Below are 22978 nucleotides of genomic sequence, written 5' to 3'. Positions count from 1 at the left end.
TCCATGGGATATAATGCATATTAGCAAACTCGGAACAGGCATGTGTGTGTCCGAACGTCAAAAAGGCCACTTATCCAACAAGGATAAGCGACCTTTTTATTATTTATTCAAATCTTGAGGACTTAAATAGACTTCAACAGCAGATAATGTCGGACACCATCTGGATTCTTCAATGATCAAGCGGAGCTTCCTTCCTCGAACAGGGAGAAAGCGGCAAATCCGTTTGTATCCAACGATGGTACAGTCGTACAGATCACGCCATATCTCGCCATCCAGATATTCGATGTGAAGTTTCTCAATGCGCTGTCCAGAACGGATATGCTCCTGAAGCAGGATTGTATCAAACGTATGCTCTTCCAATAAATCAAGCTCAATGGCGGCGTGTTCGGTTCCTTCGTTGGGGCACCAATACGTCATTTTGTCCCCGTCCAGCACACGCGTGGCATCATGTTTCTCATCAAGCGATTCTGATGCAGTGGCGTGTCCTCCGAAGGCCAGGTTATGGCGAAACGTAGCGCGAAGTTGATCGCCAAGTTCTTGCATCCGTTTGGCATCATTCTCATGAATTCTGCCGCGTTGGTCCGGAGGCAAATTTAGCAGAAACGTAGCATTACCGCCAACGGACTTGTAATAAATATCGAGAAGTTTCTCAAGACTTCTAACCTGATAATCCTCAGCAGCGTGGTAGAACCAGCCCGGCCGAATCGAAGTATTAACTTCGGCAGGGTACCAGGTAACCTGCTTTCCAGCTACAGCATCACGGCTGCCCAGATTCTCGTCGCGAGAGTTAGCAAGCTTGGCAAACTGTCCATCATCCACATGCTGCGAAGCCTCCTGAATCTTCTCGCAATCCCTGAGTTCCTCCGGAACAACACTCCACTCGGAATCCCGTGTATGTCCTGCTTCATTTCCACACCAGCGCACATCCGGACCACATACGGATATGACGGCACCTGGCTGCAGTTCGCGAATGACTTCATAGTAGCCATCCCAATCGTATACTTGTTTCAAACCGTTTGGTCCTTCACCGCAGGCACCATCAAACCATACACAGAAGATGTCTCCATAGGAGGTCAACAGTTCACGCAACTGCAGCTTGAAATATTCATTGTATTCGGAGGTTCCGTATCGATGGTCATGACGATCCCACGGGGATAGATATACGCCAAATGCCAGACCACCCAGCCTGCAAGCCTCAGCGACTTCCTTTACCATATCACCATTGCCTTCGCGCCAAGGACTGCTCTTAACGGTATGTTCCGTATATGCGCTTGGCCAGAGACAGAAACCATCGTGATGTTTACAGGTTAGGATGAGCCCCTTTATTCCTGAAGATTTGCATACCTCCACCCATTGCTTGGCATCAAAATCGGTAGGGTTGAAGAGGGCAGGAGATTCGTCACCGAATCCCCATTCCTTATCTGTAAATGTATTTATTCCAAAATGAATAAAAGAATAAAATTCGAGCTCCTGCCAGGCCAGTTGACGGTCGGACGGGGTGATATTGGCAAGAGTCTGAATAGAGTGGCTCATGAGTAACATCTCCTTTAATATGAAATGAATTGAATGATTTCAGCATCATAGGGCTCAAGCTTCAACTCAGAGACCATGGTCTGGCCTGACAGGATACCAACTGCCGTTTCCTGAAGGGGCACGGTCTGCGACTTGCCTGTTGTGTTGACATAGAGAGTATTTGTGTTGTCCAGATGACGAGCCACGACACCAGATGGTGTGGCGGGACCTTTGGCTATACCAAGTGTTGGATACACACGATGCAGAAGCGCACTCATAAACGTTGTATTGGCAGGCAAGGCCACATAGATTGCCTGACCCTGTCCGTATTTATTGCAGGTGACCGCCGGGGAAGACTCACGTGTATTCGTGAAACTGGCGATGACGCTCGCGGTACGCGGCTCAAGGATCTCATAATAATCGATATCCGGCTGAATGTTTTCCGAATCCATGACGATGACCGGCTTCTCACGCTCCAGGCCAAGCTCGGTTTTTTCCAAACCTCCGGCATTCTCCCAAGGGGTATGGCTCCGCGTTCGAACAAATGCACCACAGCGGATGCCGAATACATCACTCAAGCCTCCAGGTAGGGTAGTATCAAATACCTGATTGTTCGCAGTGACTTTGGCAGAATAAGCCGTCATGATCACGGTACCCCCTTGTTCAACAAAAGCCCGTAGTGTTGCAGCCGATTCTTCATCCATGATCGCGTGTCCGGGTACGATAATCAGCTTGTAGTTTTGATGAAGGCTGCGCAGATTGACGATGTTGCAATCCAGATTGGATTGTTCCAAAGCGCTGTAAGCTTGCAAAACCTGCCCCGTATAGTCGGTCTTGTAATAGCTTGGGTTGCCCGCCATAACCTTCAGTGTCTCGAAGGAGTAAGCAATGGCAATGTCCGGGTTCGTTTTTCTTGGCATATCCAGATCCTGCAACCGTTTGAATTCCTGTGCAATACGTGCAAATTCATCATATTTCCAGCCGGGTATGCCATCATGATCCACAAGACCAAACACATATTGCTCTTCGCCACCCAGCATTGTGCGCCAGGTCCAAGCACAGACGGCCTGCGCTCTGTGAATCAGAGACAGGTACGCATACATTCGCATCGCTCCCGGTGGAGAAGCGTAGCCGCCAAAGTCCCCAGTCTGGAATTCCAGACACCAGATCGGCCGATCCAACTCACCGATGCGATGGTCCATGAAGAAACACGCAGCAGTTAGCGCTTGTTTATCTTCCGGATTGGTCCCGGGATAGAAGCCAATGCCCGGCAAGTCGATCATTTCCCGGTACTGCTTCAGATAATCGAAACCGTAGCCCGGATTTTCCGACCAGTGGTTCGTTGTTTCTCTGACGTCTGGAGCTAATTCCCTCACGATGTCACTCAATCCTTGCATATAAGCCAACGTCTCATCGGAGTAAAAACGTGCCATATCCAGAAGGCGTTCTGGCGCACCTTTGACCTGTCCCGAAATCGGGAGGACCACATCACTGAAGCTGTTCAGTTTACGGGACCAGCGCTGTGCAGTCCAAGCTTCATTAAGCTGCTCGACCGTTGCATACTTATTACGAAGCCAGACCTCGAATCGGTCCCGGGCCGCATTGGAATAGGATGGAGCACCGGAGCCCAGCTCGTTGCATAATCCGAAAGCATAAAGGGCCGGATGATGTCGGTAGCGCATGACGAGTTTTCTGGCAAAATCATAAGCGTATTCTTGAAAGGTTGGATGACCGACATCCTCCATATATCTTGTTTGCGCTTCCATACGAAGGCCGCTCGGAGCACTCAAAGAAATTTCGGGATACTTTCTGTGCAGCCAACTCGGAGCCGGACGGGTCGCAATATCCAGAATGACCTGAATACCCGCTTTCTCAAACAAGGTCATGACTTCGTCAAACCATGCAAAGGTGTAGTTTCCTTCGGATGGCTCGAAGCTGTCCCAGCATAAATGTCCGAGTCGAACGATTGTAAACGAAGCTTCACGCATCAAGTCGATATCATGCTGCCAGCGTTCGCGCGGCCAGTCGTGGGGGTGGTAGTTAGCGCCTGCATATAACATCCTGATCACCGCCATATAAAAATATTAAATATATCAATTATTTTAATAGCTGATGATCGGATAATATATATAATAAAAAATGAAGTTCATATAATAAAATGAAACTGATTAATGAAGTTCACGAAAACGTTGAGGCGTAATATTCTCAAATTTTCGGAAGGTAGAGACAAAATGGCTCACATCCAGAAATCCCACGAGAGAAGCAACGGTTTTGATGGTCATATGTTTGTTGTTCATTAAGTGTTCCTTCGCTTTCTGAATTCGCAGTTGAATCAGATATTGATAAGGGCTCATTCCAGTCGTCATGCGAAACAAGTAGTTTAGCCGCTGCGAGCTTAAGCCTGCATATTCCGACAGATCAGCCAAGCCGATTGAGGCATCATGAAAATGCTCCTCCATGAATCGAATCAAGGGTGCCAGTCGCGAGGATTGTTGGGAATAAGAGCGTTGGTTGTCCACTTGTCCGTAACGTTTCAGATCCATTAGAAATCGATACACAAACGTGGAGCTGTCCATTCCGCTGAATTCGGACTGCCGCCTCGCCAATCGGCTGGTAGTGTTATGAATTCTCGATAGCCTGGAATCGCCTTCCCAACGAATGACCTTGGATGTGGCCAATCCCAGAGAAGAGATGATCGTAGGGGCTAAATCACCACTAAATGTGATGTACCAAGTAGACCAGGGATGTGACGATGTGTAATAACGGTGCGGAACATGAGGTGGCAATAGAATTCCCTGGTTAGGCCCAAGTGTCATCGTGTTCCCCGCACATTCGAATTGCCCTTCACCGCCTGTCGTTTGCAGCCAGTGATAACAATGATAGCCATCAGGTCTATCAAATTCTTCTTGCCATTCGTTATAACCGGTTTGTTCCAAATAGATCGGCAGTGTACGGTCCAGATTAGTGACAAGCATCTGCTTCATGTAATGTTTCATGGTTTATCAACCGCTTTCATTTTTATATCTTTTTTTTAATTATAACGGATCATGTTGTTTTGTTTCATTTGATGTAGAGTGACAACCTCAGAAATGAAAAAAAACCCTTCTCTAAGAATGAAAGAAGAGAAGGGTTGATCCTAAAATATTGAATTATTATCGAATTACTGATGCTTGCTGAGAATATCAAATATGATCTTGGCATTATCTGTGTTATCAATCAAACCGGCGAAGCGATGACTTGCAGGGCCGTAGGCATAGACCGGAACATCTTCACCTGTGTGTCCACCTGTTGTCCAGCCCGTATATGAACGGTTATCAATAATTGCTTCAATGGCATTATCAATCTTTGTTACGTCCGCACTTTTGGCTGCTTCTTTCACCGATTGAATCTCTTCCGGCTTCAACTCCAGTTTCAGATAACTTTTCAGTGTTTCTTCAACCGAAGCACCTTTTGCAATTTGTGCTGCCATGAAGTCAGGCGTACGCAGTGCAGCTTTGATCGGGTCTACGTAGAAGTTATACTCTCCGTCTTTTCCGAGCGTAAGTCCGCCCGTGGAGTGGTCGGCAGTAGCTACGACAAGTGTTTCACCGTCTTTTTTGGCAAAATCAATAGCTGCCTGAAATGCTCCTGCGAAATCTTCCATTTCACTCATTGCGCCAACGATATCATTATCATGTCCTGCCCAGTCGATCTGGCTACCTTCGACCATTAAAAAGAATCCTTTGTCGTTCGAACTGAGACGATCAATCGCTGTATTGGTCATCTCAGCCAATGATGGAGTTGCAGCACTACGATCAATCAACTTGTCCAGACCTCCGTCCGCAAATAGTCCAAGCACTTGTTGATTCTTATCAGCAAGGAGAGAGGAACGATCCGTCACATAGCTGAATCCTGCCTTCTGGAACTCCTTCGTCAGGTCACGACCCTCGCGTACAAAATTGGATTTACCTCCACCAAGAAGTACATCCACCTTATGCTTGCCATTAATCAACTCATCATAATAATCGTCCGCAATTGCATCCATATTTTTTCGACTGATATCATGGGCACCAAATGCAGCTGGTGTTGCATGAGTGATCTCCGATGTAGCCACGAGTCCGGTGGACTTGCCGTTTTCTTTTGCCTGCTCAAGTACGGTTTTGACTTCCTTCTGCTCAGGGTCAACCGCAATGGCCGCATTGTAGGTTTTTACACCTGCCGACATGGCCGTTGCTGCGGAAGCGGAATCCGTCACATTTTGTTTATCATCTTCCGGATAGGTCATTTGTGCTCCAACCAGATAAGGGTCAAATACGGTTTTGTCCATGCCCTTGGTTGAAGGATCATCTTTCATATAACGGTAGGCGGAAGTATAAGAGGTCCCCATGCCATCCCCAATGAGGAAGATGATGTTCTTGATTTGTTTTTTCTCCACACTTACAGCTTGAACGGCACTTGCTTGTCCGGCAGACAAGAGAGTAGAAGCCGATACAGCCAGAGTCAGCGCTACCGCTGGTAATACTCTTTTGGATAATTTCACAATGATTCCTCCTCATAATGTCTCAACAACAAAAATGAATGCATGAATCTATATTCATTTGTTCATCATTAAGAAGATTAGCATTTAATTGTAAATGAAAACCAAGAATTTTGTATACCTAAGGTAAAATAAAGGCGTTGTGTTAATTCTTTGCAACATACGAGATTACAAAAATATACTCATTCCGCTATTTTTGAAGTATGATACAACATAAGTAGAACGCTTTCATTTTTTATATTACTGTTAGTATAAGAACAATTTCATTTTCAGGAGGCTCTTTACCATTGACCAAAACAACTCCAAATTATGATGGGTATCTCTTTGTACATTTTATTGGCGAACAACCAGACGGAGAGCAGGTTTATTTCTCCTATAGCGAGGATGGTCTTCACTGGAAGGATCTTAATGGCGGCTCGCCTGTGCTGTTTTCCGACCTTGGAGAAAAGGGGGTACGGGACCCGTTTCTGGTTCGTTCAGTCAAGGAAAATAAATTTTATCTGATTGCTACGGATCTCCGCATCGCAAGCGGCAAAGGATGGACTCATGCCGTTAATGCCGGGAGCCGTGATGTAATTGTATGGGAATCCAGCAATCTCGTGAACTGGTCATCCCCATGGAACGTCTCACTAGGTGTTGAAGGGGCTGGATGTGTCTGGGCACCTGAAGCTGTGTATGATGAAATAACGGATGAGTTTCTCGTATTCTGGGCTTCTGCGACGCAGGAACCTCAGGAGCAAGAACGAAAACAAAAAATATACAGCGCTCGTACAAAAGACTTTCGTACGTTCTCGGCATCGGAAAAATACATTGAACGGGATAATCATATTATTGATACAACGATTCTTCCTTCAGCTGGCTCTTACTATCGATACTCCAAGGATGAAACAACCAAAAACATACGGGTAGAAAAAGGTGACTCTCTGGACAAAGGGGCGTTTGTTACGCTGCAATCCCCAGTACTGGAGGCTGTGGCAGGTGTGGAGGGACCTCAAATCTTTAAATTCAATGACCGGGAGGAATGGTGCCTGATTGTTGATCGATTTGCTGAAGGCAAGGGTTATCTTCCTTTGTTGACTACAGATCTGGGAAGCGGAGAATTCCGAATCGTCCCTGATGATGATTTTGATATGGGAACGAATCAAAAGCGTCATGGAAGTGTCCTGCCAATCACAGCTGAGGAGTGCAGCCGGCTTCTCGCTGCTTTCGGGGATGGTCATCAGGTGCTTCCTGGACAATATGCCGATCCTGATGTCGCACAGTTTGGGGATCGTTACTATATGTATCCGACGACTGATGGTTTCGAGGGGTGGTCGGGTACACAGTTTAAGGTGTTTTCTTCTTCAGACCTGAAGCATTGGAGAGACGAAGGCGTGATCCTTGATCTGGGAACAGAGGATGTTGCCTGGGCAACCGGTAATGCCTGGGCGCCGGCAATTGCCAGCCGAAACGGAAAGTTCTATTTTTATTTCTGTGGCAAAATGCGGAACGGAGAGAGTGCCATTGGCGTTGCTGTAGCAGATACACCGATTGGTCCATTCCTGGCCGAGTCGCAGCCTTTAATCACAATGGAGCAGTTGAAACGTCTGGGCATTACCATGGGACAAGCGATTGATCCCTCTATCTATGTCGATGATAATGGAAAACCGTATCTGTTATTTGGCAATGGACATGCTGCCATTGTGGAGCTCGGTGAAGACATGATAAGTGTCGTGGAGGACACAATGAGCAACCTGGTGGGCTTGCATGATTTTCGTGAGGCGGTAACTGTGTTAAAGCAGGGGGGACTATACCATTTTACGTGGTCCTGTGACGATACAGGTAGTGAAGACTATCATGTGAATTACGGTACGTCAGAGCAATTGTACGGTCCTGTTACCTATCGATACCCGATTCTGAGCAAAAATGTCGAGAAGGGCATGCTGGGTACAGGTCATCACTGTATATTTAATGATTCCGAAACGGGTCAATACCAGATTGCCTATCACCGTTTTGTCACGCCACTATCCAGATTTTCCTCCGGTAAGGGATATCACCGCGAAATATGTATGGACCCACTTCTGTTTGGTAAGGACGGACTGATCCAGCCTGTTATACTCTAATATAAGACGTTTAATTAAATCGCTATCTATAAAGGCCTGATACAACATGAATGCCTGTCAAATGTCGCTTTTAGCGGTTTTTGCAGGCATTTTTATCATTTTTATCTTCCACCTGAAACCAGCCAAAACCGTAGGGTTGAGAGGGTATGCGACTTATTGAACGCATTAATTCCAGAATACATTTGACAGGCGAATCAATAAATCGTATTATTACGATATAACGATTTAGGAGGAATACTTTTGAACACTCCCGCTTTTGACAGCAATAACATTAAACAGTTCGATGAACCAGCTAATCTGCTCAAAGCTTTGTCTCACCCCATTCGTTTATGCATTGTTCGGGGACTGATGATGAAAAAAAAATGTAATGTCTCTTATATGCAGGAATGTCTGGATCTTCCCCAATCAACAGTCTCACAACACCTCCAAAAGCTTCGTAGTGCAGGTATTGTTGCTACGGAGCGAAATGGACTTGAAGTGAACTATGTGCTTGCCGATCAACGGGTTGAACAGATTATTAAAACTTTATTTGAAAAGGATGATTGTGAATCATGAGCAAAAAAGTACTTATTGTTGGCGGTGTAGCTGGAGGTGCTTCTGCAGCTGCACGTCTTCGCCGTCTGGATGAACATGCCGAGATTATTATCTTTGAGAAGGGACCCTATATCTCATTTGCCAATTGTGGTTTACCTTATTATATAGGTGGCACAATCGATGATCGAGAGCGTCTGCTGGTGCAGACGCCAAAAGGGATGGCAGATCGCTTTCGTATCGATGTGCGTACAAGAAGTGAGGTCGTAGCTATTGATTCGCAGAAGCGAGTGGTTAAGATACAATCCCAGGAGCGCGGTGCATATGAAGAAAGCTATGACGAGTTGATATTGTCACCAGGTGCAAAACCGATGATTCCCGATCTGCCGGGTAAGGACAATCCACTAATTTATACCGTACGAAGTATTCCTGATATTGATCGGATCAAAGAACAGGTAAGTTCTTCTAACAACAAGTCTTCGATCGTCATAGGCGGTGGATTTATCGGCGTAGAAATGGCTGAGAATCTAAAGGAAGCTGGTCTGGATGTGACGCTTATTGAGGGGAACGCACAAGTACTCACACCATATGATCCCGAGTTAGCAGCCGCACTGGCACAGGAAATGGAGAATCATGGTGTAAACCTGCTGTTTTCCAAGCGTGTTCAGGGATTCCATTATTTGGAGCAGGGCATAGGGGTTGAACTTGCGGATGGTGATACGCTGACTGCTGACATGGTTATTCTTGCGATAGGCGTAACGCCGGACACCTATTTTTTGAAAGATAGCGGCGTTTCGCTGGGTGCACGTGGACATATTATCGTAAATGAAGCTTTGGAAAGCAGTGTGCCACATATCTATGCTGTTGGGGATGCCATCGAAGTAACGGAAACCATTCATGGTACGAAGGCAACAATTCCACTTGCCGGACCTGCCAACAAACAAGGACGTATTGTTGCCGACCGTATCGCAGGGCTTCCTTCTACCTATAAAGGAACACAAGGTACGTCCATTATCAAAGTCTTTGGAATGACCGCAGCCACAACAGGAAGTAATGAGAAAACACTCCAGCGTCTCGGTGTGGAATATCAAACCGTTATCGTACACCCTGCTTCTCATGCATCGTATTATCCGGGTTCAAGCGCAATTACGCTTAAACTTCTGTTTACTCCGGAAGGTAAAATTTTAGGCGCACAAGCAGTCGGTTATGATGGAGTGGATAAACGAATTGATGATATTGCTGTAGCCATTCATTTCGGAGGACATGTCCACGATTTGACAGAGCTTGAACTGAGTTACGCGCCACCTTATTCTTCTGCCAAAGATCCCGTAAATATGGCTGGATATGCAGCAGAGAATATGATCACTGGACGTGTTCAGACGTTCACCTATAATCAACTGGCTGATCGTCAGCCGGAGCAGTCGATACTTCTGGATGTTCGCAGTGAAATTGAGCATCAAAATGGTCATATTCCCGGTTCACTCTCTATTCCAGTTGATGAGCTTCGTCAACGGTTAGATGAATTAGACCCATCCAAAGAAATCTGGCTATACTGTCAAGTCGGCTTACGTGGTTACACCGCTTCGCAAATTTTGCGCCAGCATGGTTTTAGCGCGAAAAACTTGAGTGGTGGTTATAAAACATACCGTCAAGCCCAGTTTAAGCCTGCTCCTTTTACTGCTGCAAAACAAGATCATCATGATCCTGCGGTGGACGTTAAGGAAAAAAAGTCTATTCCCACTGACTCAACACAGCCGCAACGTATTGATCATGACTTGAATGTATGTGGATTAAGTTGTCCTGGTCCGCTAATACAAGTGAAGCAGAAAATGGATCAACTCTCGAACGGGGAAACCCTTCGCGTGAAAGCTTCCGATCCAGGCTTCTATGAAGATGTCAAAGCATGGGCCACGATGTCGGGTTCCACAATCTTGCAGTTGGAAAGAATGAAAGGCGGTACCATTGAGTCCGTCATTGTTAAAAATACAACACAACCCGTATCGGATTCCCCCATCAGCGATCCTGCCAGCACGATGGTTGTCTTCAGTGGTGATCTGGATAAAGCGATCGCCTCACTCATTATTGCAAATGGGGCAGCAGCGAGTGGACGGAAAGTAACCCTGTTTTTCACATTTTGGGGATTGAGTATTATTCGTAAGCCGCAACCGCAGAAGTTATCCAAAACCATGATCGGTCGTATGTTTGATAAGATGTTACCTCGCGGTAGCCAGAAGCTTGGCATGTCCAAAATGAATATGCTCGGAGCAGGCCCGAAAATGATCCGTGGTTTGATGAAAAAACATCATGTGCCTTCGTTGGAGGAATTGATTGAGAGCGCTATTGCACAAGGAGTAGAGATTGTTGCCTGCCAAATGTCCATGGATTTAATGGGTATCCAACGTGAAGAATTAATAGACCAAGTCAAAATTGGTGGTGTAGGTTATTATCTTGGACAAGCATCACAAGCAAATCATAATCTGTTTATTTAAAAAATGATCACAAATTCCAAAAAGCGTTGATTCGAATTCGAACCAACGCTTTTTGGGCTTAATCATCAAGTAAACATTGACTTCATTTTTTTGCTATTATAATATAAGCATACACTTATATGGATTGAAGGAGGAAGTGCTATGGATTCTATGCAAGAGGTAGCAGATAAGCTTAAATTGCTGGGTGATAAAACACGCCTTACGATCCTTACACTCCTCAAAGAACGTGAATGGTGCGTGTGTGAATTTGTAGAGATTTTAGACATGTCACAACCTGGAATTAGTCAACATTTGCGCAAGCTGAAGGATCAAGGTCTGGTTAAAGAAAATAAAAGTGGTCAGTGGGTATACTACTCTTTAAATGTAGAGAATACACCCTATATTACATCTGTCCTGGAATTGATGCCAGATACAGCAACTATTCTTAAATCGTTAAATAAAGAAAACTTTACTTCAGTATGTAATTAATTTTTGATTAATATATAAGCATATCATTATATGCAAATATAAATTAAGTCGAACTGGAAGGGGGTGTATGGTTTTGTTTTCTACGCTCTTAGCCTGCATCATCTTTTTGATTACACTTGTACTCGTTATTTGGCAGCCTAAAAACCTGTCCATTGGTTGGTCTGCTTGCGGCGGAGCAATCCTTGCTTTACTTGTCGGTGTGGTCAATTTGGAAGATGTATGGGATGTGACACAGATCGTATGGAACGCCACGTTTGCTTTTGTCGCAATCATTCTGATCTCATTAATTCTGGATCGTATCGGATTTTTCGAGTGGGCTGCCTTACATATGGCCAAAGCCGCTCATGGCAATGGTGTACGGATGTTTGTTTACGTCTCCATCCTGGGAGCGGTGGTTTCTGCTTTCTTTGCCAATGATGGAGGTGCACTGATTCTGACACCGATTGTTCTAGCTATGGTACGTGCACTGAATTTTGATGAGAAAAAAGTATTTCCATTTATTATCGCCAGCGGATTTATTGCGGATACAACTTCCTTACCGCTGGTTGTAAGTAACCTGGTCAATATTGTGTCTGCCGATTTCTTTGGTATTACGTTTATGGAGTACGCGGGAAGGATGTTTGTTCCAAATCTGTTCTCACTGGCGGCGAGTATCGGTGTACTGTATCTCTTTTTTCGCAAGAGTATTCCCAAACGATTTGATGCCAGTGAATTAAAACCTCCGGTAACTGCCATTAAGGATATGAAGATGTTTCGGTTGTCATGGGTGGTATTAGGGGTTCTACTTATTGGATACTTTACCAGTGAATTTATCGGAATTCCCGTATCTCTTGTGGCAGGTGTTGTCGCGATATTCTTCCTGATCATGGCCTCCCGGAGTTCTGCTGTACCGACTGCATTAGTTGTCAGAGAAGCACCTTGGGCCATCGTATTTTTCTCCATCGGTATGTATGTCGTGATTTATGGTCTACGTAATGTAGGTTTGACCGATTTGTTGGCCGTTGTCATTCAGGCTGTGGCTGATCAGGGATTATTCGCTGCAACAATGGGTATGGGCTTTATTGCGGCAATCATCTCATCCCTGATGAACAATATGCCTACCGTGTTGATTGATGCGCTTGCCATTGATGCAACAACGGCTACAGGAACGGTTCGGGAGGCGCTTATCTATGCCAATATTATTGGCTCGGACTTAGGTCCCAAGATTACCCCGATTGGTTCACTGGCGACGCTGCTCTGGCTTCATGTGCTTAGCACGAAAGGTGTCAAAATCTCATGGGGTACTTACTTCAAGAAAGGTATCATAATCACGATTCCGACTCTGTTTATTACGCTAGTGGGTCTGTATCTGTGGTTAAGCATTTTATAAAAGCAATCTATAATTCAAACAACGAGGAGACGATGAACATGAGTAAAAAAACACTGTACTTCCTGTGCACAGGCAATTCCTGCCGGAGTCAAATGGCCGAAGGCTGGGCCAAGAAATATCTGAGTGAGGACTGGAATATCTATAGCGCAGGAATTGAGGCCCACGGTCTGAATCCAAAAGCGGTTGCAGCCATGAACGAAGTTGATCTGGATATTTCGACTCAAACCTCGGACATCATTGATTCAGAGTTGTTGAACAATGCTGATTTCGTAGTCACGTTGTGTGGGGATGCCGCAGATAAATGTCCAATGACACCACCACATGTGAAGCGGGAACACTGGGGATTTGATGATCCTGCCAAAGCGCAAGGGTCAGATGAAGAGAAATGGGCTGTATTCCAAAGGGTTTGTGACCAGATCGGGGAACGCATTAAAACATTTGCTGAAACTGGAAAATAGTACAAACCTGCCTGAGCAGGATAATTGAATGCGTACCGAGAGAATGCCACGATGAGTGGCATTTTTTTTGTTCAAAAAAAATGAACGTTTCATTCAGAAACGGTTCTTTGACTTACCCATAACAGCAACATAGAGTGATGACAAGGACGGTATTTGATTCTACCTATAAAAGTGAGAAGCATATATACCCTTGACTTTCCCCTGTACGGGAAACTATATACTCGCATTATGTTAATTGATTGGAGATGATATATTGTTCAAAATCAGTGCGTTTTCCAGGCTAAGCAGGGTCTCATTAAAAACACTGCGTTATTATGACCAGATTGGCATACTTAAGCCGAGAAAGGTAGATCAAGATACGGGTTACCGTTACTATTCCGCAGATCAGCTTCTCGAGCTCAACCGAATCTTAATTTATAAAGAATTGGGGTTTACGTTGCCACAAATCACACAGCTGTTACAGGAAAATATTACATTGGAGAATATTCAAGGCATGTTTAAGCTTAAAAGAAGCGAAATTCAGCAGATTATCGATACGGAACAAGCTAAACTCGTCCGAATTGAGGAACGCATGCAGCTTATAGAGGAAGAGGGGCATGTCGAAACCGGGCAAGAAATACGAATCAAAGAGGAAGGTGCTCGGCAGTTTCTTTTTCAGACAGGGTGCGGAAGGGAAGAGGAGATCCCGAGTTTATTTCATCAGTTTGATCAGTCATTAACAAAAGAAATGCGCCAACTAATCCACGGACCACAGGTTGTTTTGTGGAGAGAAATCGCTGGACAAGAGGAAGAGTTCGAGTTTGAGATAGGTTACTTCTTAACCTGTGAGCTGCGATCACCTCCCGACCCATTTCAATTGCGGACTCTTCCTGCTGAACCCATGATGGCCACCATAGCTTATCGTTCCAATGCCACATTTGCCTGTAAAGCCTGTGTTCATCTAGCTACATGGATTGAGAAGAATAACTATCAGATCAAGGAAAACGAGCCTGGTAGGGAACTATACTTACCCTTATCTCAAGAACAAGATGCACAATTCATAGAAATACAAATTCCAATACTAAATAGATAACTGAAGAAGATGGAGTGGAGTAAAGTGAAAAATAAATGGATCATATATATCTTGGCATTGGCTGTTTTTCTGATTGGAACCATTGAATACATTATTACAGGAGTCATTGAAATGATCGCCACAGACTTGAGCGTATCTACTTCCGAAGTGGGTTTACTGGTGACTGTGTTTGCTCTGGCAGCGGCCATTATCGCCCCGATTCTCATTGCATTTACAATAAATATAGATCGCAAGAAGTTACTGGTGTCCACCCTCAGTGTGTTTATAGCCAGCAACGGACTTATGCTTGTAAACCTTTCTTACGAAACATTACTATGGGTGCGAATTATTCAAGGGGCGAGCGGAGGAATCGCTACCGTAGTAGCGATGGCCGTATCGACACGACTGGTTGAAAAAGAAAAAAGGGGCAATGCCATTGGCATCATTTTGATGGGGCTAAGCAGTTCGCTAGTGCTCGGTGTCCCATTGGGCACATTTTTTAGTGAAATGTTTGGATGGAGAGTTCTATTTGTAATCATTGGATTGTTAAGTGTTCTTCCATTACTTATTATCTACAAAAAGGTTCCGGCAATCAAAGAGGAAGAAAAGATCACCCTCCGAATGCAGCTCTCCATTTTAAAAAATCCACTCATTCTGACTGCCTTGCTTATTACGTTATTGTATATCGGCGGCTATTCGACACTGTTCACGTATATTACGCCTTTCTTGCAAGCTACATCCACTCTTACCATGACCGAGATAAGCGGTGTTCTGTTTCTCGCGGGAATTTGCAGCTTTGTCGGATCAAAAGTGGGCGGACAATTGGCAGATGCAAAGGGATCAAAGTTTACAATTTGTCTAGGCCTTCTGTTACAAGGCATAACTCTTCTTTTGTTTGCTCTAGCTGGAGTTAATCTTATAATGTTAATCTTGGTTTTAATGATTTTTATGTTGGCAACGTGGAGCATATCTCCGGCCCAGCAACTATATCTGGTTACACTGGCACCTCGTAATCCTGACATTGCCCTTAGCGTAAATACGTCATTTATCCAATTTGGTTTTGCACTGGGATCTGGATTAGGCGGGCTTGTGATCAGTCGTACATCTGTCCTGTATTTGAATTGGTTGGGTTTTGCTGCTGTAAGCATTGCTTTACTTCTTGCCATCTTACTATTTAAGAAATCGAGAAGCAGGATTGAAGGACTACGGTCTCAATTCAAAAGCGGTTGAAGCCATGAACGAAGTTGATCTGGATATTTCAACTCAAACCTCGGACATCATTGATTCAGAGTTGTTGAACAATGCTGATTTCGTAGTTACATTGTGTGGAGACGCCGCGGATAAATGTCCAATGACGCCTCCACATGTCAAGCGGGAACACTGGGGATTTGATGATCCTGCCAAAGCGCAAGGGTCAGATGAAGAGAAATGGGCCGTATTCCAAAGGGTTCGTGACCAGATCGGGGAACGCATTAAAACATTCGCTGAAACTGGAAAATAGTACAAACCTGCCTGAGCAGGATAATTGAATGCGTACCGAGAGAATGCCACGATGAGTGGCATTTTTTTGTTCAAAAAAAATGAACGTTTCATTCAGAAACGGTTCTTTGACTTACCCATAACAGCAACATAGAGTGATGACAAGGAAGGTGGATGATTTTAGCTAGGTAAATGAGAAGCATATACACCCTTGACTTTCCTCTGTACGGGAAACTATATACTCGCATTATGTTAATAGACTGGACATGATATGTTGTTCAAAATCAGCGCGTAATCCAGGATAAGTAGGGTCTCATTAAAAGGTCGAGTGGAGTAGATAAAATAATATATGGTGTTACTACATAGCGATGCTGTCTAAATTCCAGTGATCAGTTAACATGGTATTCAGGCACAGGTGAACCTTCTTATCTATTAATAGATAGGGGAGTAGCTTTCGGTAGACTGGACTACACAAGACCTTCTCCATAGCTAAAACAATGTTGCAGCAAAGAGGGAACCGTAAAACTTGAGTCTTCATGACTTATATGGATATTTGCAAAACTGAGTTAAAAGAAGATGAGAACTATGAAAATGGGAAATATAATGGGAAGGTGTATAATTCAGTTGAGAATATTGCTAATATAGCAAAAAAATTGGCACAATAATAAAGCGTTTTCTGTAAACTTGGTGTAATTTTATCGTCCTCTTACATAACGGTAGAGTATTGACAATACGCAAATGGGCGAAATATAATAATTAATAGTTAAGATATTATGAAATAATTCATAAGAATGTATAAATTTATACTATGTTCACTAAGCGGAAGAGTAGACTTATTTCCAAAACTAAGTATTGTTCTTTCCTACAGTCAGCAAGCTCCAATCAAAGTTGGATTTCTTTTAGTTACTTAGTTTATGGAATTAACTCTGAATTGGAACAAACACTCAAGGAAGGATATAAAGTAGCTATTATAGATACACCTGTACTAAGCTTCTTTATGATGATTAGGTTCAACGCTCAGACTGATCAAGTGACTCGTTTCCTGAATTATGGAAGTAAAAGAGTACCGACGAGAACGTAAAAGTATATGCACTTTTTTAGGAGATGATTCATTGTGGCAAGAATACCACTACCGTACAAGACTGAAAACAACCTAACTGAACTATTGATAATGGAGCAAGCAAGAAGAGCAGCTGGAACTCGTGGCACTGCCCGACCATCTCTTAAAGAACTTGAGGAAGAATTAGCTACATACTGTAATGTTACGCAAGATACCATCAACCTGCTGAGACGTAATAAGCATCAACCATCGCTTCCGGTTGCAATCAAAGTATGTGAGTATCTACAAGTTCAAGTGGACGAAGTATTTAAGCTTATAGTCAATCCCAATTTCAAATAGGGTGGTAGGGCGACATTCCTGCTGCCTTTTTTTGCTATGATAGGCATTATATTAGTTAAATATAATAAGTTAAAGTAAACATGAGAATTGAGTAAATTACGATGGTTGAGACTTTCTCAAAAATTTCCACACATCTAAAACATAAGAAACCCAAGCTGACCTCGGTACACTGTCCTCGTCGGTTTGTTTAATTTACATGGTGGCCGTCCCATAGAGTTGTCGTAGACATGAGACGTTTACTAAAAATCTTGGTTTATGTAAACGACTAGTCAAGCCATTTTTTGTATGGATAAAAGTTTGGAAAGTGTTTAAAGTACCCGCCTATGGTCATTTAGTTGACTAAAAAGTTCGTAGTCCACAATCTTATTTTATTAAACAGGGCTTTCATGGCTGAAAGATAGAGCCATGAAAGCCTACTTGGCATCTCACTATTCGGGACCCTTGCGAGTTCCTTTTATATCGAAGTTTCTTACGCATGGTGGCTTGAAGACCAATCTTTTGAACCAAATACAGTACCGTCTTAAGATTTTCCATACTAGTTTCCACACAATGTGAAAAAAATTCTCCTCCACATCTTGATCTATCTTTTTCCTCTTCGAATTTGAGTCTTTATGAATATCTGTAAACTTCTCACTTTAATCTCCACACAAAAAAACCTTGTATACAACTCTTAAACCCTGGTATTATTTTCGCGATCTCCAACTACTTAGCTGATAAAGCAATAATTTGTTTTACCTTAAACAAGCAACTTTTTTAAACATAGAACGACCATTGAAAATTGAGGGGGTCAAACATTATGAGCTAAATGCTAGTGATTTGAATAGATTAGCTACATTTACAGGAGAGAAGAAATAAAGATGAAAGTTAAGAAGGCCGTAACAGGCAGTAACTTCTACCACTGCGGCTATTATTCTTGCTGATTGATAAGAACACTGGACAACGCTCTACATACTCTTATTCGTATTACGTACCTAAGGTTATACTGGAGTTTTAGGGATTTAAAACAGGAAGCGAAATATGCTTAGGCTGAATTATTCAACCAGATAACGACAGAGTTTTGTAAGAGCATTGGCCTCTAAAGTAGGGCTCGGGGAAAGGACTGTGTAGTATTGAATTATGATTGCACGAAGTGCGGAAAGAGAATGAATGATATTTTAGAACATATATTACATATCATTCACGAATGCCCTATTAAGGGTTGACTAGTGAAAAATGAACATCAGATTGATTAATTCACTTAAACTAATGAGTAGCAATATATTAAATATGATTTACAGTAATACTTATCCTAAGGATAAGTTGGTTGTGCATTTAGGATTTTAACTTTAGCAACTATTTCAGTACTTGCACCGACTAATGAGGTAGGGAGCTGATTTTAACGATGGTACACAAAGAACCGGTGATATTATCTAAAGAAAGAGAGTGCATTTATCAAGATTCTGGAAATAGAGGGCACATTCAAATACCGAATATGGTCATCTCTTGTTTAGACTTATCAGACACATCGAAGATAGCATATGGCGTAATATCTAAGTACGTTTGTGAGAATGGCAGAGAAGCATTTCCTGCAGTATCTAGAATAGCAATGGCTTGCAATTGCACCAAGAAAACCGCCATCAAATATATCAAAGAACTTTGTGACAAAAAATTTATCCTTAAAGATCGAAACGGTAATCGAAAGACAAACACCTACTACTTGATGAGTATTGATAAAATAGAGCACTTACATGTGTCGGAGATGTTCTGGCGCGCAGTTAACGAAGTTTACAAGAACGTGGAAGCTTGCCTTTACGAAGAAGTCTACAACTCCTTCATGAAAATGCTTGAGAACATAGTTGCCAAGGGAATTGTGTTCCGAGAGATTCCGGTCAATGTTGAAACAGAGGGTTATATAAGAGAGACCCTTTTAAAGGGTATATTGAAGAATGCTGATGGCATGTATAAGCCACTCGACCTTGAGAAAGTGAAGCCTAAAACGTTTGATCAACCTATGATGAAAAACACAACAGATAAGTTTTTAAACGGAACTATTAAAATTCATGGAAGTATCTTAATGGATACAAATAGATTTGTTCTTCCTGATGACGTAGAGAAATGGAATATGGATAACTTCGTTCAATACTTTTATGAACAGTTCATTAATGCAACAGGAAGAACTCACGAGTCCACACGTAGTAAGCACCGTGGAATGTTTAGACGTATAGTTGATAAAACTAATAATGATAAAATACTGGTTAAAAAAAGGATACAAGCTTTTTTTCAAATCGGCTATGATAACCAATCGCTTGAATGGTTCTGTACATCTGGAAGAGCCGTTGAGATAGATTTGTTCATTACTCAAGGAAAGAGACCCTTTTACATTATCACAAAAGAGAAGAAGAGCACCACTGAAACTCAATTACAAATAAAGAGTGGTATGACTGCTGACGACTTCCTAAAAAGGATTAAAGGAGGCAAAAAATGAGTACAACGATTGAGAATAAAGAAGAACTCTTCAGCACATGTAAAAACTGTGTTGTGAAGGATTGGTGTAGACTTCGTAGCGGCGAGTTCAAGTTACCGCTCGATAATATGCACACATTCTGCATCGGCTATGAAAAGCTGTCCAAGGCTATTGAACTGGCGAAGATACCGAAGGAGTACCATAGCGCAAACCTTTACAACTACGTAGTGGACGATGACAATGTAGACTTCGCTCCAATAGTAAAGGAATTGCTCACTAATCCAGTGGGCTTCGTCACTTCCGGTACAAACCTCGCGCTGATTAACTACAATAAGGGGACAGGTAAGTCATGGACTGCGAATGCAGTCCTTAATGAATTTATCTACAAGGTTTGTCGTGACTCAGGGTGGTTTGACTATGAAAGTCCAGTAGCAATGTATGTTAAATTTGGGGCATGGGCTAACCGTCAACGGGATATTTATATTCGCAATGACGCACAGTTTAGCTTTGAAGCGCACAAAGAACTAAGTCAAATGAAAGACGTTCCTTTACTACTTCTCGATGACATAGGGAGTGGCAGAATAACCCCGATAATTCGGGATCTTACCTATGATGTTATTGACTTACGTAAAGAAGAACAAAAAAGCACTATCTTTACAAGTAACTTCACTACTTCAAGATTACGTCAAGATGACATGCTTGGTGATATGGTTGTTTCCCGAATGTTTTACAATACAATGGTCATTCCATTGGGGGGAAGAGATAGGAGGGAAGATAATACTTATATTTACTAAAGGTAATTTGACTAGAAATAGAATTTTTCATTGTAAATGTTATTAATATACTCTAAACCTGGACATCACAAGTTAGTTGAATATACGGCTAGGAACTGCTATGATAGCTCTAATAAGTTCGCTAAACAACTATATGTAGAACGTCTGAAGGTTGCTAATGTAATCCTAGGAGTAGTTCTATTCACCCTAAAACTAATGCGGACGGAAACTTTTATCCGAGCAATAGAAAGCTGTATTATATGGAATTTGTTCAAGTTAAAGTTATATTGGTTGTACTCACCTTCGTTATATTCCTAGTCTAGTTATCAAGTAGGAGGTATTGAAATTCCCTACTTGGAAACTCAGTACTACTTATTGTAATCCGCCTTCCTTTCCTCAAACTTTATTGCTCTAAATGGATTAGGCTTGACGGACTAAATTTTTTGAATTACACACCACGACTACCGTCAAGGTTATATTGATTAGGGCAATGTCCCTTCAGGATGCCCACTATTCATATAATAATGGGTGGCTCCGAAATTTCCCGATTTTTTGTCGATATATCCGATTCTAGTAAGGAAGACATTGATGTTAACTCACGTAAGCCAATGGGCTTATTTAAGTTACGCACGCTTTTCAATCACCAGATAATTGCTTTATTTACAATAAATTTATAATAACGACACTCACAAGGTCTAACGACCAGTACGTTCAAAAAAGCCCCCAAATGGGCATAATATCTAAGTCTTGTGATAAAGTGTGACTTCTTCTTTCTAATCATAGTTTGAATTGTATATTAGTGTTTAGGCATATCATATGGCGACACCTTAAAGACTTGTCGATTACACCGATCATTATTGTAATTGAGCAAGTCTTTTCTTATTGCCAAAATTCACGAAATGCTATTTACTGCCGAAGTAATAATAACATACATAATGAACAAGAAAAGAAGTATTTGTGATCCTCGCGCACCTTTACCAATACATGAATCAACTACTGATAATGTAATTGGATATTGGGAGGGGAAACGTTGGCTGCGATCGAAGAACTCCAACTATTAAATCACGTCCTCACTGTTAAAGACTGGGGCGTAGTAGAGGGTGCAGGAATCACCGAGAATTATTTCCAAATCCACAAAGACGCTTTTGAGTTCATCAAATTTTTCATAAGAATTAATGGACAATTGCCAACTATTGAAACGGTAATGAACAAGTTTAATACATTTGAATTGGTGGATTTAGAGAATATCGACCATGTAATTAAATCACTGAAAGAGGACTTCCTATACAGACAGTTTAAACCGATACTTGTATCAGCTTCAGAAACCTTCGCTAATAAAGAAACGACAGCGGCAATTCAACAATTGCAAATGGAAGCGCAGCGTTTTTTGAAGTCAATTGGATCAAGCAGTCAAGGGTACTCCTATGTTAAGAATGCTCAAGTAAGGCTAGAGGCTTATAACAGAATTCATGGTAGAGCAGAAGATGAATTTATTGGAATGACAACGGGTTTTAAACCACTTGATTTAGCAACCAACGGACTTGAATCACTCGAAGGAGCGGTTGATTATTTCCTTGTGTTTGCGCCAACAAACATGGGAAAAACACTCATATCATCATTTATGATGGGAGCTGCATGGAATAGTTCGTTAGCCACAGACTATCCTGCCTATTTTTCACTTGAGCAAAGAGCATCCGAAATTGCTCTGAATTGGGACAATACGCTTGCAAAAATATCTAGACTAGCTTTAACACGAGGTACGCTTTCTGGTGAAAAGAGAGACGCTTATGCAGAGTTTGTTGACCGACTTAAGCAGAAGAAGAAGGACATGATGATTTATGACTTTGACAGCAACGGCGGCAAACCATTTACGCTTGACGAAATACACAGGATACTGGAGCGAGAAGGTCACAATCGCTGGACTCTTGATCAACTATCAAAAGTTAGACTCTCACATCGTAGTACGGGAGACCTCCGCCAACGATTATTTGAAGTGTCTGCAGGTGTCCGTGAAGTTATCCTCAACACTGGAAAACCTGCTATGGTAGTTGCTCAAGCGAACCGTGACGCTCTCAAAAAAATTAAAAAAGATATTACAGAAAATGTGGATGCTACAGATATCGGGGAAGCTTTCTCAATAGTACAAGATGCTTCCAAAGGAATCTCTATCGTTAAAGTAAGTGATAATACATTCCGTATTTTGGTCATTAAGAATAGAAATAACATAAGTGGGCAATCATTCCTTGTGCGCTACGACTTCGATACTGGAATCGTTTCCGTCTTGGATGATTACATTGGAGAACAATATTTTTAAGAGAGACAAGCACAAATGCAGTTAATGCAAGAATACATGTATTTAACTCTCTCATCCCGCTCAGAAGAGTTACC

The 22978-nt window shown here is 42.5% G+C and carries 16 protein-coding genes and 1 pseudogene; 13 read left to right on the top strand and 4 right to left on the bottom strand.

What is annotated here, in order from left to right; translation table 11 throughout:
- Window positions 1-99: 99 nt before the first annotated feature.
- From NSQ38_RS20140 to NSQ38_RS20125, 4 genes are all read right to left on the bottom strand, one after another.
- Window positions 100-1533: an alpha-L-fucosidase gene (locus tag NSQ38_RS20140; protein WP_339783794.1), complete on the bottom strand. Its 1434-nt coding sequence runs from the start codon at window positions 1531-1533 to the stop codon at window positions 100-102.
- A 14-nt stretch (window positions 1534-1547) separates the two neighbouring features.
- Window positions 1548-3572 carry a beta-galactosidase gene (locus tag NSQ38_RS20135; RefSeq protein WP_339783793.1) on the bottom strand — a complete coding sequence of 675 codons (2025 nt, stop codon included), beginning with the start codon at window positions 3570-3572 and terminating at the stop codon, window positions 1548-1550.
- 108 nt (window positions 3573-3680) lie between these two features.
- Entirely contained in the window at window positions 3681-4508 is an 828-nt protein-coding gene (locus tag NSQ38_RS20130; RefSeq protein WP_339783792.1) for an AraC family transcriptional regulator, read from the bottom strand.
- 164 nt (window positions 4509-4672) lie between these two features.
- Window positions 4673-6034: an alkaline phosphatase gene (locus NSQ38_RS20125; RefSeq protein WP_339790614.1), complete on the bottom strand. Its 1362-nt coding sequence runs from the start codon at window positions 6032-6034 to the stop codon at window positions 4673-4675.
- Window positions 6035-6315: 281 nt separating this feature from the next.
- Between NSQ38_RS20125 and NSQ38_RS20120 the strand changes: the two genes are divergently transcribed.
- From NSQ38_RS20120 to NSQ38_RS20060, 13 genes and pseudogenes are all read left to right on the top strand, one after another.
- Window positions 6316-8130, top strand: a complete 1815-nt coding sequence (locus NSQ38_RS20120; protein WP_339783791.1) for a family 43 glycosylhydrolase — start codon at window positions 6316-6318, stop codon at window positions 8128-8130.
- Between the two features lie 240 nt (window positions 8131-8370).
- A complete protein-coding gene (locus NSQ38_RS20115; RefSeq protein WP_036615511.1) occupies window positions 8371-8685 on the top strand; it encodes a metalloregulator ArsR/SmtB family transcription factor in 315 nt (104 codons plus the stop codon).
- Window positions 8682-11150 carry an FAD-dependent oxidoreductase gene (locus NSQ38_RS20110; RefSeq protein WP_339783790.1) on the top strand — a complete coding sequence of 823 codons (2469 nt, stop codon included), beginning with the start codon at window positions 8682-8684 and terminating at the stop codon, window positions 11148-11150. Before NSQ38_RS20115 ends, NSQ38_RS20110 begins: the two co-directional genes overlap by 4 nt.
- A 141-nt stretch (window positions 11151-11291) precedes the next feature.
- On the top strand, window positions 11292-11618 hold the full coding sequence (locus NSQ38_RS20105; RefSeq protein ID WP_339783789.1) for a metalloregulator ArsR/SmtB family transcription factor: 327 nt from the start codon (window positions 11292-11294) through the stop codon (window positions 11616-11618).
- A gap of 67 nt (window positions 11619-11685) precedes the next feature.
- A complete protein-coding gene (locus NSQ38_RS20100; RefSeq protein ID WP_339783788.1) occupies window positions 11686-12987 on the top strand; it encodes an arsenic transporter in 1302 nt (433 codons plus the stop codon).
- A 38-nt stretch (window positions 12988-13025) separates the two neighbouring features.
- A complete protein-coding gene (gene arsC / locus NSQ38_RS20095; RefSeq protein ID WP_339783787.1) occupies window positions 13026-13445 on the top strand; it encodes an arsenate reductase (thioredoxin) in 420 nt (139 codons plus the stop codon).
- A gap of 253 nt (window positions 13446-13698) precedes the next feature.
- On the top strand, window positions 13699-14517 hold the full coding sequence (locus NSQ38_RS20090; RefSeq protein ID WP_339783786.1) for a helix-turn-helix domain-containing protein: 819 nt from the start codon (window positions 13699-13701) through the stop codon (window positions 14515-14517).
- A 24-nt stretch (window positions 14518-14541) separates the two neighbouring features.
- The gene (locus tag NSQ38_RS20085; protein ID WP_339783785.1) at window positions 14542-15726 is read left to right on the top strand and encodes an MFS transporter; all 1185 of its coding nucleotides are present in this window, start codon (window positions 14542-14544) and stop codon (window positions 15724-15726) included.
- A pseudogene (locus NSQ38_RS20080) lies at window positions 15686-15997 on the top strand (arsenate reductase); the annotation flags it as partial. The gene NSQ38_RS20085 and the pseudogene NSQ38_RS20080, both read left to right, overlap by 41 nt.
- A 1092-nt stretch (window positions 15998-17089) precedes the next feature.
- Window positions 17090-17374 carry a helix-turn-helix domain-containing protein gene (locus NSQ38_RS20075; RefSeq protein WP_047843096.1) on the top strand — a complete coding sequence of 95 codons (285 nt, stop codon included), beginning with the start codon at window positions 17090-17092 and terminating at the stop codon, window positions 17372-17374.
- A 1381-nt stretch (window positions 17375-18755) separates the two neighbouring features.
- Complete coding sequence (locus tag NSQ38_RS20070; protein ID WP_339783784.1) at window positions 18756-19838, top strand: helix-turn-helix domain-containing protein; 1083 nt, start codon at window positions 18756-18758, stop codon at window positions 19836-19838.
- On the top strand, window positions 19835-20611 hold the full coding sequence (locus NSQ38_RS20065; protein WP_339783783.1) for an ATP-binding protein: 777 nt from the start codon (window positions 19835-19837) through the stop codon (window positions 20609-20611). The genes NSQ38_RS20070 and NSQ38_RS20065 overlap by 4 nt, the downstream gene beginning before the upstream one ends.
- Before the next feature lie 1009 nt (window positions 20612-21620).
- Window positions 21621-22904 (top strand): DnaB-like helicase C-terminal domain-containing protein, encoded by a 1284-nt coding sequence (locus NSQ38_RS20060; protein ID WP_339783782.1) that lies wholly within the window; start codon window positions 21621-21623, stop codon window positions 22902-22904.
- Window positions 22905-22978 lie beyond the last annotated feature (74 nt).

The sequence above is a fragment of the Paenibacillus sp. FSL R7-0313 genome (genome assembly GCF_037969885.1).
GTDB lineage: Bacteria > Bacillota > Bacilli > Paenibacillales > Paenibacillaceae > Paenibacillus.
This window is presented reverse-complemented; position numbering and strand designations above follow the sequence as displayed.

Excerpts from the sequence above, each read along its gene's own strand:
- NSQ38_RS20135 (WP_339783793.1), bottom strand. The coding sequence starts at position 3,572 with ATGTTATATGCAGGCGCTAACTACCACCCCCACGACTGGCCGCGCGAA.
- NSQ38_RS20140 (WP_339783794.1), bottom strand. The coding sequence starts at position 1,533 with ATGAGCCACTCTATTCAGACTCTTGCCAATATCACCCCGTCCGACCGT.
- NSQ38_RS20065 (WP_339783783.1), top strand. The coding sequence starts at position 19,835 with ATGAGTACAACGATTGAGAATAAAGAAGAACTCTTCAGCACATGTAAA.
- NSQ38_RS20130 (WP_339783792.1), bottom strand. The coding sequence starts at position 4,508 with ATGAAACATTACATGAAGCAGATGCTTGTCACTAATCTGGACCGTACA.
- NSQ38_RS20100 (WP_339783788.1), top strand. The coding sequence starts at position 11,686 with ATGGTTTTGTTTTCTACGCTCTTAGCCTGCATCATCTTTTTGATTACA.
- NSQ38_RS20110 (WP_339783790.1), top strand. The coding sequence starts at position 8,682 with ATGAGCAAAAAAGTACTTATTGTTGGCGGTGTAGCTGGAGGTGCTTCT.
- NSQ38_RS20105 (WP_339783789.1), top strand. The coding sequence starts at position 11,292 with ATGGATTCTATGCAAGAGGTAGCAGATAAGCTTAAATTGCTGGGTGAT.
- NSQ38_RS20070 (WP_339783784.1), top strand. The coding sequence starts at position 18,756 with ATGGTACACAAAGAACCGGTGATATTATCTAAAGAAAGAGAGTGCATT.
- arsC (WP_339783787.1), top strand. The coding sequence starts at position 13,026 with ATGAGTAAAAAAACACTGTACTTCCTGTGCACAGGCAATTCCTGCCGG.